Source organism: Kitasatospora sp. NBC_00039 (genome assembly GCF_045160625.1).
Classification (GTDB): Bacteria; Actinomycetota; Actinomycetes; order Streptomycetales; family Streptomycetaceae; genus Kitasatospora.
Map to the genome: position 1 here is coordinate 4,826,225 of NZ_CP108289.1, position 16,367 is coordinate 4,842,591.

Annotated in this window: 15 protein-coding genes; 11 read left to right on the top strand and 4 right to left on the bottom strand. The window is 73.6% G+C overall.

Annotated elements, in window-relative coordinates; genetic code table 11:
* Positions 1 to 313: 313 nt before the first annotated feature.
* From OG286_RS21390 to OG286_RS21400, 3 genes are all read left to right on the top strand, one after another.
* Complete coding sequence (locus OG286_RS21390) at positions 314 to 2,941, top strand: germacradienol/geosmin synthase (protein ID WP_405365676.1); 2,628 nt, start codon at positions 314 to 316, stop codon at positions 2,939 to 2,941.
* 162 nt (positions 2,942 to 3,103) lie between these two features.
* Positions 3,104 to 3,904 carry a VOC family protein gene (locus OG286_RS21395; protein WP_405365677.1) on the top strand — a complete coding sequence of 267 codons (801 nt, stop codon included), beginning with the start codon at positions 3,104 to 3,106 and terminating at the stop codon, positions 3,902 to 3,904.
* A gap of 16 nt (positions 3,905 to 3,920) precedes the next feature.
* Positions 3,921 to 4,409, top strand: coding sequence for a DinB family protein (locus tag OG286_RS21400; protein ID WP_396324042.1), 489 nt, complete (start codon positions 3,921 to 3,923; stop codon positions 4,407 to 4,409).
* Between the two features lie 144 nt (positions 4,410 to 4,553).
* Here OG286_RS21400 and OG286_RS21405 read toward each other — a convergent pair whose 3' ends face one another.
* Positions 4,554 to 5,258, bottom strand: coding sequence for an ArsR/SmtB family transcription factor (locus OG286_RS21405; protein WP_405360432.1), 705 nt, complete (start codon positions 5,256 to 5,258; stop codon positions 4,554 to 4,556).
* Between the two features lie 65 nt (positions 5,259 to 5,323).
* Here OG286_RS21405 and OG286_RS21410 point away from each other — a divergent pair, with 65 nt between their 5' ends.
* The 4 genes from OG286_RS21410 to OG286_RS21425 are packed head-to-tail and all read left to right on the top strand — an operon-like array spanning position 5,324 to position 7,764.
* Positions 5,324 to 5,530, top strand: a complete 207-nt coding sequence (locus OG286_RS21410) for a hypothetical protein (RefSeq protein WP_405360430.1) — start codon at positions 5,324 to 5,326, stop codon at positions 5,528 to 5,530.
* On the top strand, positions 5,527 to 6,339 hold the full coding sequence (locus OG286_RS21415; protein WP_396324039.1) for an isocitrate lyase/phosphoenolpyruvate mutase family protein: 813 nt from the start codon (positions 5,527 to 5,529) through the stop codon (positions 6,337 to 6,339). The genes OG286_RS21410 and OG286_RS21415 overlap by 4 nt, the downstream gene beginning before the upstream one ends.
* 55 nt (positions 6,340 to 6,394) lie before the next feature.
* Complete coding sequence (locus tag OG286_RS21420; RefSeq protein ID WP_396324038.1) at positions 6,395 to 6,772, top strand: PadR family transcriptional regulator; 378 nt, start codon at positions 6,395 to 6,397, stop codon at positions 6,770 to 6,772.
* Positions 6,769 to 7,764, top strand: coding sequence for a hypothetical protein (locus OG286_RS21425; RefSeq protein ID WP_405365678.1), 996 nt, complete (start codon positions 6,769 to 6,771; stop codon positions 7,762 to 7,764). The genes OG286_RS21420 and OG286_RS21425 overlap by 4 nt, the downstream gene beginning before the upstream one ends.
* 151 nt (positions 7,765 to 7,915) lie before the next feature.
* Here the strand turns inward: OG286_RS21425 and OG286_RS21430 are convergent, their stop codons facing one another.
* Positions 7,916 to 8,377, bottom strand: coding sequence for a carboxymuconolactone decarboxylase family protein (locus OG286_RS21430; protein ID WP_405360427.1), 462 nt, complete (start codon positions 8,375 to 8,377; stop codon positions 7,916 to 7,918).
* Between the two features lie 267 nt (positions 8,378 to 8,644).
* On the opposite strand from OG286_RS21430, the gene OG286_RS21435 reads away from it, so the two are divergent.
* On the top strand, positions 8,645 to 9,571 hold the full coding sequence (locus OG286_RS21435) for an NADP-dependent oxidoreductase (RefSeq protein ID WP_405360425.1): 927 nt from the start codon (positions 8,645 to 8,647) through the stop codon (positions 9,569 to 9,571).
* A 164-nt stretch (positions 9,572 to 9,735) separates the two neighbouring features.
* Positions 9,736 to 10,671: an AraC family transcriptional regulator gene (locus tag OG286_RS21440; RefSeq protein ID WP_396324034.1), complete on the top strand. Its 936-nt coding sequence runs from the start codon at positions 9,736 to 9,738 to the stop codon at positions 10,669 to 10,671.
* Positions 10,672 to 10,820: 149 nt separating this feature from the next.
* On the opposite strand, the gene OG286_RS21445 is transcribed toward OG286_RS21440, so the two are convergent.
* Both OG286_RS21445 and OG286_RS21450 read right to left on the bottom strand, forming a co-directional pair.
* Positions 10,821 to 12,197 (bottom strand): MFS transporter, encoded by a 1,377-nt coding sequence (locus OG286_RS21445; RefSeq protein ID WP_405365679.1) that lies wholly within the window; start codon positions 12,195 to 12,197, stop codon positions 10,821 to 10,823.
* Positions 12,194 to 13,429 carry an aminotransferase class V-fold PLP-dependent enzyme gene (locus OG286_RS21450; RefSeq protein ID WP_396324032.1) on the bottom strand — a complete coding sequence of 412 codons (1,236 nt, stop codon included), beginning with the start codon at positions 13,427 to 13,429 and terminating at the stop codon, positions 12,194 to 12,196. The genes OG286_RS21445 and OG286_RS21450 overlap by 4 nt, the downstream gene beginning before the upstream one ends.
* On the opposite strand from OG286_RS21450, the gene OG286_RS21455 reads away from it, so the two are divergent.
* Positions 13,428 to 14,867: a PLP-dependent aminotransferase family protein gene (locus tag OG286_RS21455; protein WP_405365680.1), complete on the top strand. Its 1,440-nt coding sequence runs from the start codon at positions 13,428 to 13,430 to the stop codon at positions 14,865 to 14,867. The two genes, OG286_RS21450 and OG286_RS21455, sit on opposite strands and share 2 nt — an antisense overlap.
* A 111-nt stretch (positions 14,868 to 14,978) precedes the next feature.
* A complete protein-coding gene (locus tag OG286_RS21460) occupies positions 14,979 to 16,124 on the top strand; it encodes a hypothetical protein (RefSeq protein WP_396324030.1) in 1,146 nt (381 codons plus the stop codon).
* Positions 16,125 to 16,367 lie beyond the last annotated feature (243 nt).

The window sequence follows — 16,367 nt, forward strand, 5'->3', positions numbered from 1 at the left end:
CACCGGAGCCGGATCGCCGGCATACCTTGACCACCGGCGCACCCGGTCCGGGCGGACTTCCCGGCCCGGCGGTGGCCCGGCGAGAACGGCCCGAAGGGATGAATGCCCGGTCGTACGGGTGATCCAGTGGCCGGCGGGGATTTGGGCAGGCGTTCGAGTCAATGGGCCTATCTCATATGACTGTTCCCGTTCGTCGGTGGAGATCGTTGCGCAGGGGTAATGCTGAGCCGACCGGGTGGCGGGTGCTGAGAGGACCGCGGTGTGCTTCGCCGTGCCGGTCGGCCTCCTCGACACGTCCAGAAAGGCTCGCCCGGTGACTCAGCCGTTCGAACTGCCCTCCTTCTACGTGCCGCACCCGGCACGCCTCAACCCCCATCTGGAGGAGGCCCGCACCCACTCCACCGCGTGGGCCCGGGAGATGGGGATGCTGGAGGGCTCGGGGATCTGGAACCAGGCCGACCTGGAGGCGCACGACTACGGCCTGCTCTGCGCGTACACCCACCCGGACGCCTCCGCCGAGGCGCTGTCGCTGGTCACCGACTGGTACGTGTGGGTCTTCTTCTTCGACGACCACTTCCTGGAGATCTACAAGCGCACCAACGACCGTGAGGGCGGCAAGGCCTACCTGGACCGGCTGCCGCTGTTCATGCCCGCCGACCCGTCCACACCGACGCCCGAGCCCACCAACCCGGTCGAGGCGGGGCTGGCCGACCTCTGGCGGCGGACCGTGCCGACGATGGGCGAGGACTGGCGGATCCGGTTCGCCGAGAGCACCCGCAACCTGCTCAACGAGTCGCTCTGGGAGCTCGCCAACATCAACGCGGGCCGGATCGCCAACCCGGTCGAGTACATCGAGATGCGCCGCAAGGTCGGCGGCGCGCCGTGGTCCGCCGGGCTGATCGAGTACGCGGCCAACGCCGAGGTGCCGCAGGAGGTTTCGGGCTCGCGGCCGCTGCGGGTGCTGATGGACGCCTTCTCGGACGGCGTCCACCTGCGCAACGACATCTTCTCCTACCAGCGCGAGGTCGAGGACGAGGGCGAGCTGAGCAACGGCATCCTCGTGCTGGAGACCTTCCTGGGCTGCTCGACCCAGGAGGCCGCCGAGGCCGTCAACGACCTGCTCACCTCGCGGCTCCAGCAGTTCGAGAACACCGTGTTCACCGAACTACCGCCGCTGTTCGCCGAAACCGGGCTGGACCCGGCGGGCTGCGCCAAGGTGCTGGCGTACGTCAAGGGCCTCCAGGACTGGCAGTCCGGCGGCCACGAGTGGCACATGCGGTCCAGCCGGTACATGAACGACGGCGGGGCGGCCGCCAAGGCGGCCGAGAGCAACTGGTGGGACCCATACGCGATCGGCGGGGTCGGCACGTCGGCGCTGGACGTGCTCCGGCCCGGCCCCGGGCGTACATTCCCGGGCGGGCTGGGCGAGTTGGGATCGCTGAGCGGCGCGTTCGGGATCAACACGCTGGACGGCACGCCCGGGTCGCCGGGCGGCGTCGACCCGGCGGTTCGGCGGGCCCGCTCGCACAGCCACGTGCCGTTCCAGCGCGTCGGCCCGTCCCGACTGCCGGAGTTCAAGCTCCCGTTCAGCGTCGACCTGAGCAGGCACCTGGACACCTCGCGGCGCAACACCCTCGCGTGGGCCGAGAAGATGGGCATGCTGGAGGCGCAGCCGGGCCTGCCCCACTCGGACATCTGGACGGCCGAGAAGGTCGCCGACTACGACTTCCCGCTCTGCTCGGCCGGCATCCACCCGGACGCCACCGCCGACCAACTCGACCTCACCTCGGCCTGGTTGACCTGGGGCACCTACGGCGACGACTACTACCCGGTGGTGTTCGGGCGCTCCCGCGACCTGGCCGGCGCCAAGCTCCTGACCGCACGCTTCTCCGAGTTCATGCCGGTCGACGGAGGCCCGGCGCCGGAGCCGGTGAACGCCCTGGAGCGCGGCCTCGCCGACCTGTGGGAGCGGACCGCCGGGCCGATGGCCGCCGACGCCCGGCGGAAGTTCCGCACGGCCGTCGAGGACATGGTGGAGAGCTGGGTCTGGGAGCTCGACAACCAGGCGCAGCACCGGATCCCCGACCCGGTCGACTACGTCGAGATGCGCCGCAAGACCTTCGGCTCCGACCTCACCATGAGCCTCTGCCGACTGGCCCACGACCAGTCCGTCCCGCCCGAGATCTACGAGAGCGGGCCGATGCGCTCGCTGGAGAACGCGGCCGCCGACTACGCGTGCATGATGAACGACCTGTTCTCGTACCAGAAGGAGGTCGAGTACGAGGGCGAGGTGCACAACGCGGTGCTGGTCGTGCAGAACTTCTTCAACTGCGACTACCCGGCCGCCGTCCGCATCGTCGACGACCTGATGCACTCGCGGGTGCAGCAGTTCCAGCACGTGGCACAGAACGAGTTCCCGGTGCTGTACGACGACTTCGAGCTGGGGCCGGAGGGCCGGGCGCTGCTGGACGGGTACGTCAAGGAGCTGGAGAACTGGCTCGCGGGCATCCTGATCTGGCACCGGGGCTGCAAGCGGTACACGGAGGACGACCTGAAGCGGCACTTCGGGCGGGAGGAGCTCCCGGCGGGGCCCGCCGTGGCGGAGGCGGCGGCGTTGGGGCCGAAGGGCCTGGGGACGTCGGGGGCGCGCGTTGCGGTGGCGGCGGCGCCGGCGGGTGGGGGCGTCGGGGCGGGTGTCCCGGTGGGCGTCCCCGCGGGCGTCGGTGTGGGTGTCGGTGTGGCCGAGGCGGCGCCGCGGCGGGGGCTGGTCCCGTCCGGGCCGGTCGGCTTCGGGACGGCGGGGGCGCGGGCGCCGTTCACCGCGGCCGGTCCGGCTGGTCCGGCTGGTCCGGCCGCTTCCGCTGGTCCGACCGTTCCGGGCGTCCCCGGCGTGCCCGGCGTGCCCGGCGTTCCCGGCGGTGCGGTGGGTACGGCCGGGTAGCGGCTGCTCGCTCCGGGACGGCCCGCCGGTGGGTGCACCGGCGGGCCGTCGCCAGCGGCGAGGTGACCCAGGCGTGGCTCGGGGCGCGGCCGGGCGGGGGACTGGCTACTGTGACGAATCGGGGCAAAACGTCACCAATGCCACAAGAAGAGGTGCAGAGACATGGCCGCGCTACCCGAGGGCACACCCTGCTGGGCCGACGCGATGTTCGCCGACCTGGACGGCGCCAAGGCGTTCTACGGCGACGTGCTCGGCTGGACCTTCGGCGAGAGTTCGTCGGAGTTCGGCAACTACACGACGGCGTACTCCGACGGCAAGGCGGTCGCCGCCGTCGTGCCGCCGATGCCGGGCGAGGACGCGCCGCCGTCCGCCTGGTGCCTGTACTTCGCCTCGCCCGACGCCGCCGCCACCGCGGAGGGCGTCCGCGCCAACGGTGGTGAGGTCCTGATGGGCCCGATGCAGGTCGGCGACTTCGGCACCATGGTGATCGGCAAGGACCCGGGCGGCGTCACCTTCGGCGTCTGGCAGGCCGGCAGCCACAAGGGCTTCGAGAAGCAGGGCGCGCCCGGTGCGTACACCTGGGCAGAGGTGCTCACCCGCGAGCCCGGCAAGGCGGACGCGTTCTTCCCCGCCGTCTTCCCGTTCACCGTCAAGAGGATGGACACCGACGAGGTGGACTACAAGATCTTCCACGTCGACGGCCAGCCCGTCATCGGCCGGATGAAGATGGGCCCGGAGGACCTCCCGCCCGAGGCGCCGTCCTACGTCAGCGTGTTCTTCGCCGTGGACGACTGCGACGCGACCACCGCCAAGATCACCGAGCGCGGCGGACAGGTGTACGCCGGTCCGATGGACAGCCCGTTCGGCCGGTTCGCGGCGGTCGGCGACCCGCAGGGCGCGGCCTTCGGCATCATCGACCTCGGCACGACGTCCGGGGACATGCCCGTCCTGGCGGACATCTGATGTGCGGGGTGGCCCGGTGAGCAGCGAGCGGACCGACCTGCTGGAGACGCTGGACAAGCACCGCGGCTTCCTGCGCTACACCGTCCGCGACCTCACCGACGAGCAGGCCGCCCGGCGCACCACCGTGAGTGTGCTGTGCCTGGGTGGCCTGATCAAGCACGTCATGGGTGTCGAAAGCCGGTGGATGCGGTTCGCGACCGGCGGTGCGGAGGCGATGCGGAGCGAGCCCGTCGACTGGGAGGGCCAGTTCCGGATGGCGGACGGCGAGACGCTGGCCTCGCTGCTCGCCGCCTACGAGCGGGTGGCGCACGAGACCGACGAGCTGATCTCGACCCTGCCCGACCTGGACCTCGCCCACCCCCTGCCGGAGGCGCCGTGGTTCGAACCGGGCGCGAGCTGGTCTGTACGGCGGGTCCTGCTGCACATCATCGCGGAGACGGCACAGCACGCCGGGCACGCGGACATCATCCGGGAGTCGCTGGACGGGGCGAAGACGATGGGGTGAGGGGCCGGCTCCGGGGTTGGCTCCCGGGGCCGGCTCTCGGGTTTGCGGGGCCGGATCTCGGGCTCTCGGGTGGGGGTTCTCGGGCCCGAGCCGTCCAGGGCGGGCCCAACCCTGGCGGGTTGTCCCAGGTGAGCCCGAGCCCTCTCAGGTGAGCTGGAGACCGAGCAGCTCGTGCAGGGCCCGGTCGCCGTCCGCCGTCACCCGCAGGGCCCGGCCTGAGCCGATCCGCTCCACCCAGGCCCGGTCCAGCGCCGTCCGGCACAGTGCGGCACCGAGCGCCCCGCCGAGGTGGGTGCGGCGCTCCGTCCAGTCCAGGCAGCCGCGCACCACCGGGCGGCCGCCGCCGTGCCCCGCCCGGGCGGGCAGCTCGATGCCGGCGCCGGCCAGCCAATCCCGCCCGCGCTCGGTGACGGCGAGCCCGGCGTCGTCCGCCACCAGGCCACGGGCCAGCGCGGCGTCGGTGACGGCCACGCCGAGGCGGCCGGCCAGATGGTCGTAGCAGGTCCGGGCGCGGGCCTCGGCGCTCAGCCGGGTGGACTCGCGCAGATTGCGCGGGGCCCTGGCGGGGGCCGTCGCGGTGGCCGAGGTCTCCGCGAAGACGGTGAGGTCCTCGATCAGCGCTGCCGCCTCCGGGCCGGCCAGTCGGACGTACCGGTGGCGCCCCTGGCGCTCCTCGGCCAGCAGGCCGCCGGCGATCAGGCGGGACAGGTGCTCGCTGGCCGTGGACGGCGCGACACCGGCGTGCCGGGCCAGCTCGCCGGCGGTCCAGGCCCGGCCGTCGAGCAGGGCGGTGCAGAAGGCGGCGCGGGTCGGGTCGGCGAGCAGTCCGGCGAGCTGGGCGAGTGGCATGGGTCCATGGTGCCCCGGGCACGGTTCGGCCGGGGCCGAAACGTTCCGCTCCTACCGTGGCGTGCATGAGCACCCCGAGTACCTCCGTGAACTCGGAGACCCCCGTTACCTCCGAGGGCTCCGAGGCCTCCGAACGGGCCACCGATCGTGCCTTCGAGTGGCACTCCGCGCGGGCCGCCACCGTGGTCGCGCGGGCCCGCGTCGCCGAGTCGGCGTACCACGCGGGCCCGGTGGGCGACCTGCGCCCCGTTGCGGAAGAGATCGGGCCATGACTCCGTTCGCCGCGCTCCACCACCGCCCCGGCGAGCCGCTGCTCCTCCCCAACGCCTGGGACCACGCCTCCGCCGCCGCCCTCGCCGAGCAGGGCTTCGCCGCGATCGGCACCACCAGCCTCGGCGTGGCCGCGGCCGCCGGTCTGCCCGACGGCGCCGCCGCCACCCGCCGGGAGACCGTCCGGCTCGCCCGCCGGCTCGGGCGCGGGCGGTTCCTGCTCACGGTCGACGTCGAGTCCGGATTCTCCGACGACCCGGCCGAAGTGGCCGATCTCGCTGCAGAGTTGGCGTCGTTCGGGGTGGCCGGAGTCAACCTGGAGGACGGCCGTGCGGACGGGACGCTCGCGCCCGTCGCCGTTCACGCCGCGAAGGTCGCGGCCGTGAAGGCCGCCGCCCCCGGCCTCTTCGTCAACGCCCGCACCGACACCCACTGGCTCGGGACCGCCGACCCCGGGCCGGAGACCGTCCGGCGCCTCGCCGTCTACCAACAGGCGGGCGCGGACGGCGTGTTCGTCCCGGGGCTGGCCGACCCGGCGGCCATCGAGGCGCTGGTCGGGCGGCTCCGCGTCCCGCTCAACATCCTCCACAGCCCGGCCGGCCTGCCGCTGAGCCGGCTCGCGGACCTCGGCGTCGCCCGGGTCAGCCTCGGCTCGCTGCTCTACCGGGCGGCGCTGGCGGCCGCCGTGCAGACGGCCGTGGCCGTCCGGGAGGGCGGGGCCGGTCCGGTGGCGGGCGCGGTACCGGCGTACGCGGCGGTCGCGGCGCTGCACCTCGACGACGCCGCGGGAGGGGGCGCGAGCGGCATCTGACGCACCCATAGCTAAACCATCGACATATCCCAATGGTTGACCTATGCTCCCGATCATGGGAAACCGTCAACTACAGGAGCCGACCAGGCTCGTGCTCACCGCGCTGGCCGACGCCCCGCGGCACGGCTACGCCATCGTCCAAGAGGTCCTGGCCATCTCCGGCGGCCGGACCAAGCTCCTCACCGGCACCCTCTACACGGCCCTGGACCGGCTCCTCCAGCAGGGGCTGATCCGGATCGACCACGAGGAGGTCGTCGCCGGGCGGCTGCGCCGCACCTTCGCCCTCACCGAGGACGGCCGCGGGGTGCTGGCCGAGGAGACGGAACGCCTGCGCGCCGGGGTCGTCGAGGCCGAGCGCCGGCTCGCCCTCGGCCGCCGCCCCGGCCTCCAGGCGAGCTTCATGCGGCTCGCACCGGCCGGGGGTGCGGCATGAGCGGCTCCTCCCCCCACCTCGGCTCGCCCACCCGGCTCCCGCTGCTCGGCCTCTACCCCGCCAAGTACCGGGCCGCGAACGGCGAGGAGATCGTCGCCGTCCTCGCCGAGTCCCTCCAGGGCGCCGACCGCCGCACGGTGCTGCGCGAATGGGCCACCGTCGCCGCGCATGCCGTCCGGCTGCGCACCCGGCTCAGCTCCAGCGACCCGGCCGGCCGGTTCCTCGCCGGCGCCGCACCGTTCCTGCTGGCCGGCGGGGCGGGCCTGGCCATGGTCCACCTGCTGCTCGGGCTCTTCCTGCCCGACCAGTTCGGCGACGAGGGCCACCCCGCCGCCCGGGTCGCGGTGGGGGCGGCGCAGACCGTTCCGTGGATCCTCGCCCTGGTCTGCGCGGGGTCCGGCCGCTGGGGAGCGGCCCGGCTCCTCGTCCTGGCCGGCACCCTCGTGCGGACCGCGGCCGCCGCGGCCTTCTTCGCCCACGAGAGCCTGGCGCTGTTCCAGTACCTCCCCCTGGTCGGCTTCTGGCTCCTCCTCGGCGCGCTGCTCCTCGCCCCGCCGGACGGCATCGACGTCACCCGTCGTGCCCGCTCCGAGATGGTGGCCACCGCGCTCGCACTCGCCCTGCCGATGGGCGCGATCGCCGTCATCTGGCCCTGGCCGGAGGAGGGTCTGGCCGTCGACCACGTCTTCTCGGACGCCAACCGCACCCTGCTGGACGTGTCCACCGCCTGGCCGGCCGTGGTGATGAGCATCGCCCTGCTGCTCAACCTCGCCCGCCGCGACACCGACCGCGTCCGCGCCGCCGGAGTCGCGCTGGCCGTCCTGCCCTGGACGGTCATGCTGGCACCGCCCTACTACTGGCGGCCGCCGTTCAGCGGGCCCGACCTGCTGCGCAACCTGCTCGTCGTGGCCGGCCTGCTGGCCCTCAGCGCCACCGTGGCCGCCACCCGTCACCGGGTCGCCGCCTCGACGGACCCGGTCGAACCGGCCTGATCGCTTCCATGGCCTGGCCGTGCCGGCGGCGTGACCGTTGCGCCGGTCCGACCGTGCCGGCGGCCCGACCGTTCCGACGGCCTCCCCGGCCCGGGCCTCGCCCCGGAGCGGGGAGGCCGGTGGTGTTTCCGGCGGCTGCCAGGGGTCGGCGTCAGTGGGCCGCGCGCTCGTCGGTGCCGGGGACCTTGGCGGTGCTGAGGGCGATGCGGTTCCAGGTGTTGATGGTGAGGATCATGGCCAGCAGGCGGGCCAGTTCCTCCTCCGTGAAGTGGGCGGCGGCGAGGGCGTAGACGTCGTCCGGGACACCGCCCTGGCCGATGAGCGTGACGGCCTCGGTGAGGGCGAGGGCGGCGCGTTCCTGCGCGGTGAAGAAGTGGCCGGCGTCCTTCCAGACGGCGACCATGTGCAGCCGCTCCTCGCTCTCGCCGGCCTTGCGGGCGTCGGAGGTGTGCAGGTGGAGGCAGTAGGCGCAGCCGTTGAGCTGGGAGGCGCGGATCTGCACCAGCTCGACGAGGGCCGGGTCGAGGCCCTCGCGGGCGGCGGCGTCGAAGCCGATCAGGGCCTTGAAGGCCTTCGGGGCGGCGGTGGCGAAGTCGATGCGGGGGTTCGTCATGACCACGAATCTATGGGCTGACAGACCGGCAGGAAAGGGCACTTCCAGGGTGTAAGCATGGGTCAATTCAGCGTGACGTTCACGGAGCTGGGCTGGGAGGGACCGGTCTCTCGCATCCTGCCGTGGGCCGAGGCGCTCGTCCGGCGAGACGATCGGACATCTTTCCAAGACTGAAGGATATTCAGAGGATCGTTCAATCTTCCTAGAGTTGAGGACATCAGAAGCCGACCCGGCAGCGGGCCGGACGATCCGGAAGGAAGAACTCCCATGCGCGCAGTCATCCAGAAGTCCTTCGGCGGCCCCGAGGTTCTCGAGACCGTCGAGACCGAGCGTCCCGCCCCGCTCAGCGGCGAGGTGCTCGTCCGGGTGCACGCCAGCGGCGTCAACCCGGTGGACCTGGCGGTCCGTTCCGGCGCCCTCCCGCTGCTCGGCGAGCCGCCGTACGGGGTCGGCTGGGACATCTCCGGTGTCGTCGAGGAGGCTGCCCCGGGGGCCCGGTTCAAGGTGGGTGACGAGGTGTTCGGAATGCCCTTCTTCCCCCGCGCCGCCACCGGATACGCCGACTACGTCGCCGTGCCGTCCCGACAGGTGGCCCGCAAGCCCGCCACGCTCGACCACGTGCAGGCCGCCGCCATCCCGCTGGCCGCCCTCACCGCCTGGCAGGGCCTGGTCGACGCGGCGCAACTGTCCGAGGGCCAGCGGGTGTTGATCCACCGCGCGGCCGGCGGCGTCGGCCACTTCGCGGTCCAGATCGCGAAGGCCCGCGGCGCCCACGTCATCGCCCTCGCCAGCGAGCCCAAGCACGAGTTCCTGCGCGGCCTGGGCGCCGACGAGGTCATCGACTACCGGACCGCCGACTACACCGAGGTGGTGCGCGACGTCGACGTCGTCTTCGACTCGTCCTCCGAGGGCACCCGCGCCCTGTCGGTGCTGCGGCCCGGCGGCACCCTGGTCAGCATCATGGAGCACTTCAAGCTGGATCTGGCGGCCGAGATCGAGGCGGCCGGGCGGAAGTTCGCGGGCGTCTCGGTCGAGCCCGACTACGCCGCGCTGGAGGCGATCGCCGCCCTCGTCGACGCCGGCAGGATCCGCCCGCACGTCGCCGAGACCTTCCCGCTCGACGACGCCGCCAAGGCCCACGAGCTGGTCGGCTCCGGGCGGGTGCAGGGCAAGGTCGTCCTCACCGTCGCCTGAACGGGGCGGGGATGGACGGGAGCGGTGCCGGACGGGATCCGACGGGGGTGGGTCCCGTCCGGCACCGGACAGGGGTGGGGGAGTGGCGTGACGGGGGTGGGGGAATGGCGCGGCAGGGGCAGGGTCCTAGGGTGGGGCCGAGAACGGTGAACGGGGGGAAGGCCATGGACATCCTGACCGAGGCGCTCGGCTCCATGAGGACCGGACACCCCACGTCCGTCCGCACCGAGGGCCGCGCCCCCTGGGGACTGCGTCTGCCCCCGGTCGCGGGCGCCGGCTTCCACGTCGTGCTGCACGGCACGTGCTGGCTGATCCCGCTCGGGTGCGCCTCAAGTCAGGAGCCGATCGCCCTCAGCCCCGGCGACGTGGTCTTCCTGCGGGACGGCAGCGGCCACGTCCTCGCCGACCACCCCGCGACGCCCGCCGAGCCGGAACGGCCCGACCAGTACCGGCCGAGCACCCCGATCGGCACGGTCACCCTCGGCGGTGACGGCCCCCGGACCAGCCTGCTCTGCGGCAACTACCACCTGGACCAGGGGCGCCCGCACCCGCTGGTGCGCAACCTGCCCGAGGTCATCCACCTGGCCACCGGGCAGGGACGGCACCCCGAGCTGACCGCCGCCGTCCAACTCCTCGGCGCCGAACTGGAGAACCCCCGGCTCGGATCGACCGGGATCGTCCCCGCGCTGATCGACTCGCTGCTGCTGTACATCCTGCGCGCCTGGTTCGAGGACCAGCCCACCGTGACCGCCGTCGGCTGGGCCGCCGCCCTCAGCGACTGCGCCGTCGCCCCGGCCCTGGCCGCCATCCACGAGACCCCCTCGACCCCGTGGACCGTCGAGTCGCTGGCAGGACGGGTCGGCCTCTCCCGTGCCGCCTTCGCCCGCCGCTTCACCAACCTCGTCGGCGAACCGCCCATGGCCTACCTCACCCGCTGGCGCCTCACCACCGCCGCCCGGCTCCTCCGCGAGTCCGAGGCCCCGCTCACCTCCATCGCCACCCAGGCCGGCTACGGCTCCGAGTACGCCTTCGCCAAGGCCTTCAAGCGCGAGTACGGACAGGCCCCCGGCGGCTACCGCCGCGACACCCGTGCGGCCTGACCGGCGTGACCGCCCCGGCCGGCTCGCCCGCCCCGACCCGCCTGACCGGCTCGCCCTGCCGACCCGATCGGCCCGCCGGCCTGAGCAGCAGTCGCCGCTCGCGGAACGCCGGCGGCCCCGGCTGCCTGAGCTGCCGGGGCCGCCCAGGGTCAGGGAGTGCCGGCCGGCTCCGCCGCCACCGGCAGGGCCTTGAGCCGGCTGACGGGGGAGACGACCAGCCCGATCACGACGAGGGCGGAGGCCGCGGCCGCCACGGTCAGCGCGTTCTCCGCGCCGATCCGGCCGGCGAGCACGCCGGCGGACAGGCCACCGAGGGCGCCACCGCCGAACAGCAGGGTCCGGAAGGCCGCCGTCATCCGTCCCATCATCGCCTGCGGAGTGAGGGCCTGACGCAGACTGACGATGACGACGCCGGCCACGCCCAGCCCCAGGTACGTGGTGAAGAAGGACAGCACGAACATCGCGATCATCACCGGCCGGGGCCCGGCGGCGACGGCGATCAGGGCGGGCCCGAGCAGCAGCGCCGACTGGGCGGTCAGATAGACCCGGCCGAGCGGGAACCGCGCGATGACCCTGCGGGAGACGAGCGCGCCGATCAGCCCGCCCACGGAGGCCGTCGCGAAGACCGCGCCGAGCGTGGTCGAGCCGAGGTGGAGGTCGTTGGTGCCGTGCAGCAGGAACATGGTCCAGACGGTCACCATGGAGAAGTTGCAGCAGAAGCCGACGAGCGCCAGGGCCCGCAGGACGCCGTCGCGCATCACCCAGCCCAGCCCGTCCCGGAGTTCGCGCAACAGGTGCCGGTCCGCGGCCGGTTCGGGGCGCGGCTCGGGGGTGCGGATCAGCAGCAGTGACACGAGGGACAGCGCGTACGAGCAGGCGTCCACGACCAGGGCCACCGGTGCGGTGAGCGCCGACACCAGGAGCCCCGCGAGCCCGGGCCCGGCAACGTCGGCGGCGGAGGAGCTGGTGCCCATCCGGGCACTGGCCTCCACGTAGTGCTCGGGCTTGCGCACCAGCACCGGCACGTACGACATCCAGCTCACGTCGAAGACCACCGACGCGATGCCGACGGCGCAGGCGATCACCAGCAGGACGGTCAGGTCGAGGGCGTGCCACCAGTACAGCAGCGGGACCAGTGCGACGAGGACCAGCCGGACGAGGTTGGCGCCGACCATGACGGGCCGGCGCCGCACCCGGTCGGTCCAGACCCCGATCAGCAGGGCCAGCCCGAGGTACGGGACGAGCTGCAGGAAGCGCAGCAGCCCGACCTGCTCGTCGGTGGCGTGGAAGGCGCGGATCGCCGTCAGCGGCAGGGCGAGGTTGGTGACCTGGGTGCCGAGCAGCGAGACCGTCTCGCCGAGCCAGAACTTGAGGAAGTCGCCGTTGCGCCACAGGCTCTCGGGCGGTGCCGGTGCCGGTGCCGGTGCCGGTGCCGGTGCAGGATCAGCGGTGGCGTCGGGGGCGGGGTCGGGGTCGGGGTCGGGGGTGCTGCCGACCGGAGGGGATCCGGCCGAAGTCGCGGTCATCGGGCTCCTCCCGCCAGCTCGGCGACCGTGCCGGCCACCGCGTCGACCTCGTCCTCGGTGTTGTAGTAGTGCGGCGACAGCCGCAGGCACCACTCCACGTCCTTGTCGGCGAAGTCGAACTGCGCGAACTCCCGGAAGCTCAGAGCCGAGTTGATCCCGCGCGCGTCCATCGCCGCCTTGAACGGCTGCGGCTGCCACCCGTCGATCGCGAAGGTGACCAGTGCGGCGGGGGTCGGACCGCCGTCGAGCACCCGGACGCCGGGCAGGCCGGCCAGGTGCGAGCGCAGCCGCCCGGCCAGGGCGGGGGTGCGCCAGGAGATGGGCTCGATCCCCACCCGCAGCGCGTAGCGGACGGCGGCCGCGCAGCCGAGCACGGTGGCGTAGGGGAACTCCCACTCCTCGAACCGGGCCGCGGTGTCGACCGCCCGGTAGGTGTCGGGACCGGTCCAGCGGGCGCCGTACATGTCGATGAACAGCGGCTCGTAGCCGGCCGCGAGCACCCGGTCGGAGACGTACAGGAAGCCCGAACCGCGCGGTCCGCGCAGGAACTTGCGACAGGTCGCGGTGAGCAGGTCACAGCCGATCCGCTCGACGTCGATCGGGTACTGGCCGACCGACTGGCAGGCGTCGACCAGGTACAGCAGGTCGAGTTCGCGGCAGTGGCGGCCGATCTCGGCCACCGGTTGGACCAGGCCGGAGTTGGTCGGCACATGGGTGACGGCGACCAGCCGAGGGCGTCGGGCGCGCATCAGCGCGGCCATCGCCTCGACGTCGACGCCGCTGCCGTCCGGGTGGTCGGGCGCGTGGACGACCTCCACGCCATGGCGCCGGCGCAGTGCGAGGAAGGCGATCTGGTTGGAGATGAAGTCGTTGCGCGTGGTGAGGACGACGTCGCCGGGGCGGAAGTCGATCGCGGACAGGGCCTTGGTGTAGGCGTGGGTGGCGCTGCCGGCGAAGGCGATGTTGCCGGGCCGGGCGTTGATGAGCTCGGCGACCGAGGCGTGGAAGTCGGCGACCTCGGCGGCCCGGGCCGCCGAGGCTTCGTAGCCGCCGATGGCGGCCTCCAGGCTCAGGTGGTCGAGCATCGCTTCGAGGACCGGACGGGCCATCAGGCCGCAGCCGGCGTTGTTGAAGTGGATCACCGAGTCGCAGCCGGGGGTGTCGGCCCGCAGGGCGGCGATGTCGAGGAGCGGTTCCGTCGCTGGCGCGAAAGCGCTATCCTGGTTCTTCATGTCTGACGGTAGCAGTACTGAGACCTTGGTGGCGATCCTCCGGGCGGAGATCGCCGCACTCACCCCGGGCGACCGGCTGCCCAGCAGCCGCGACCTGATCGCCCGTCACGGCGTCGGCCCGGTCACCGTGTCCCGTGCGATCGCACTGCTCGCCGCCGAGGGAGTGGTGGTCACCCGCCCCGGCAGCGGCACCTACGTCGCCGCCCGCAGAACGCCCCGCGGCGACACCGCGCCGGACACCTCCTGGCAGGCCGTCGCACTGGCCGGCCGCGACCACGATCCCGGCGCCGATCGCGGTGCCGAGTCGGCCGTGGCGGACGGAGCGTCAGAACCGCTGCCCGCCGGGACCATCACGCTCTCCGGCGGCTACCTGCACGAGAACCTCCAGCCCACCCGCGCGCTCGGCGCCGCCCTCGCACGCGCCGCCCGCCGGCCCGACGCCTGGCACCGCGCCCCCGCGGCCGGCCTGGCCCCCCTGCGCGCGATCCTCGCCCGGCAGGCCGGCAGTGGCGTGGGCCCCGAGGACGTACTGGTCACCGGCGGTGGCCAGGGCGCGCTCTCCCTGCTGTTCCGCGCCGTCTCCGCGCCCGGCAGCCCGGTGCTGGTCGAGTCGCCCACCTACGCCGGGGCGCTCGCCGCCGCCCGCGCCGCCGGCCTGCGGCCGGTACCCGTCCCCATCGACGACGACGGGGTCCGGCCCGACCTGCTGGCCGACGCCTTCGCCATGACCGGAGCCCGGCTGTTCTACTGCCAGCCGACCTTCCACAACCCCACCGGCACCGTGCTCGCCACCGAACGCCGCCACCAGGTCGTGGACGTGGCCCGGGCAGCCGGAGCGTTCCTGATCGAGGACGACTTCGCCCGCCACCTCGGCCACGGCCGTCCGGTGCCGCGCCCCCTCGTCGCCGACGACCGCGACGGCACCGTCGTCCACCTGACCTCGCTGACCAAGCCGGCCTCACCCAGCCTGCGGATCGGTGCCCTGATCGCCCGCGGCCCCGTGATGCGGCGCCTGCAGGGGATGCGACTGGTCGACGACTTCTTCATCGCCCGCCCGCTCCAGGAGGCGGCCGTCGAACTCCTCAGCACCCCCGCCTGGGACCGCCACCTGCGGGCCCTGGCCACCGCGCTGCGCGAGCGCTGCACCGTCCTGGCCGACGCACTCGCCCGCGAACTCCCCGACTGGACCCTCGCCCGCAGCCCGGCCGGCGGCCTCCACCTCTGGCTCCGGCTCCCGCCCACGCTCACCGACACCGCCGTCGCCGAAGCCGCCCGCGCCCACGGGGTCTCCGTCAACGCCGGCCGACGCCACTTCCCCGCCGAAGCACCCGCCGCCCACCTGCGCCTCGGCTTCGCCGCCGCTGCCGACCCCGCCGACCTCGCCACCGCCGCCCGCCGCCTCGCGACGGCCGCCCACACCCTAGCCCCCTCCGGGTGAGCCGCCCGCGGGCCGGGCACCGTTGTCGGCCGCTTCCGGTATCAATGGGCGCGGAAGCGGCCACCGGCCACGGCCGGGGCGGAACAGACACAACAGGGGGCGAGCAAGCGAGTGACCGATCAGGAGGTGTTCGTGCTGGGCGACGACCTGCACGCCCTGGAGCCGACCGCGTTCGAGACGGAGGCGGAGTTCCAGGCGCTGCTCGCGCGCCACCCGCGGGTGCTGGACTTCGGTTCGCTGGCCGACGGCCGGCCGTTGCGCCTGGTGCTGGTGGCACGGGAGATGGGTGTCCCGACCAGCGCGGACGGCGGCCCGGCGTACCGGCTGGACCACCTCTTCGTCGACGCCGACGGCGTCCCGACGCTGGTGGAGGTCAAGCGCGCGAGCGACACGCGGATCCGGCGCGAGGTGGTGGGCCAGATGCTGGACTACGCGGCGAACGGCGCGCGGTACTGGCCCGGCGCGCTGCTCCGGCGCTCCTTCGAGGAGACCTGCCGCGCGGACGGCCGGGAGCCGGACGACGCGTACCGGGACCTGCTCGGCGACCGCTCCCCGGAGGAGTTCTGGACGACCGTCGAGGAACGGCTGGCCGCCGGGCAGATGCGGCTGCTGTTCGTCGCGGACCGGATCCCGCTGGAGCTGAGGGCGATCGTCGAGTTCCTCAACAGGCAGCTGCGGCAGACCGAGGTGTACGCGGTCGAACTGACCCGGTACGGCGGCGGCGGAGACCTCCGCGTCCTCGTCCCGCGCATCCACGGCGAGGTCGCCACGGCGGCGAAGTCGCCCTCCCGCCGCGGCATCACGCAGCGGACCACGCGTGCCGACATGGACGCGGCGATACGGGCCCGACTCGCGCCGGGGCCACGGCGGGTTGCGGCCGCACTGCTCGACCACGCCGCGGCCAACGGCCGCCTGGAGGGCGGAACGGCCAAGTACCCGAGCATGTCCGTCTACTATCCCGCCGCCGGCCGGCAGGTGCCGGTCTGGACGCTCTCCCTGTACGACGGCCCCGCGAAGGAGGACCTCGCCTTCAGCTTCGGATCGATCACCCACCACCTCGGCGCCGACCGCGCGGCCGCGTTCGCGGCGTCCCTGCCGGCCGTCCCCGGTCTGGCCGAGAAGCTGGAGGCGCAGCGGGGGAAGGGCTACAAGGGCTGGCCGTCGGCACCCCTGGCCGCCCTGGCAGCCCACGACGGAGCCGTCGAGGGGATTCTGGCCGCGATCCGGCAGCTCATGGCCGCTCCGGAGGCGTCCTGACGAGACCGGTCAGGAACGCGCCCCATCCGCCTCGGGTGACCCGCCGCCATCGGAGCTGATGCGAACAGGACGCGGACGTGCGAAGGATCGGGCATCTCGACGGGGCCGTCCATCGAGGTCCGGACCTCGATGGACGGCCGGCGCGCGATATGGCGGCCCGGAAGCCGGGGAAGCAGCCCCGGCGACGGAAGGCCCGGGCATGCTCAGTGCTCGGTGAGTCGAGTGGCTGCGCTCCGTAGTGCG

Bases quoted from the DNA above. Each gene is read 5' to 3' on its own strand.
- OG286_RS21395 (WP_405365677.1), top strand. From the start codon at position 3,104: ATGGCCGCGCTACCCGAGGGCACACCCTGCTGGGCCGACGCGATGTTC.
- OG286_RS21405 (WP_405360432.1), bottom strand. From the start codon at position 5,258: ATGCCACTCGCCCAGCTCGCCGGACTGCTCGCCGACCCGACCCGCGCC.
- OG286_RS21410 (WP_405360430.1), top strand. From the start codon at position 5,324: ATGAGCACCCCGAGTACCTCCGTGAACTCGGAGACCCCCGTTACCTCC.
- OG286_RS21415 (WP_396324039.1), top strand. From the start codon at position 5,527: ATGACTCCGTTCGCCGCGCTCCACCACCGCCCCGGCGAGCCGCTGCTC.
- OG286_RS21420 (WP_396324038.1), top strand. From the start codon at position 6,395: ATGGGAAACCGTCAACTACAGGAGCCGACCAGGCTCGTGCTCACCGCG.
- OG286_RS21425 (WP_405365678.1), top strand. From the start codon at position 6,769: ATGAGCGGCTCCTCCCCCCACCTCGGCTCGCCCACCCGGCTCCCGCTG.
- OG286_RS21430 (WP_405360427.1), bottom strand. From the start codon at position 8,377: ATGACGAACCCCCGCATCGACTTCGCCACCGCCGCCCCGAAGGCCTTC.
- OG286_RS21435 (WP_405360425.1), top strand. From the start codon at position 8,645: ATGCGCGCAGTCATCCAGAAGTCCTTCGGCGGCCCCGAGGTTCTCGAG.
- OG286_RS21440 (WP_396324034.1), top strand. From the start codon at position 9,736: ATGGACATCCTGACCGAGGCGCTCGGCTCCATGAGGACCGGACACCCC.
- OG286_RS21445 (WP_405365679.1), bottom strand. From the start codon at position 12,197: ATGACCGCGACTTCGGCCGGATCCCCTCCGGTCGGCAGCACCCCCGAC.
- OG286_RS21455 (WP_405365680.1), top strand. From the start codon at position 13,428: ATGTCTGACGGTAGCAGTACTGAGACCTTGGTGGCGATCCTCCGGGCG.
- OG286_RS21450 (WP_396324032.1), bottom strand. From the start codon at position 13,429: ATGAAGAACCAGGATAGCGCTTTCGCGCCAGCGACGGAACCGCTCCTC.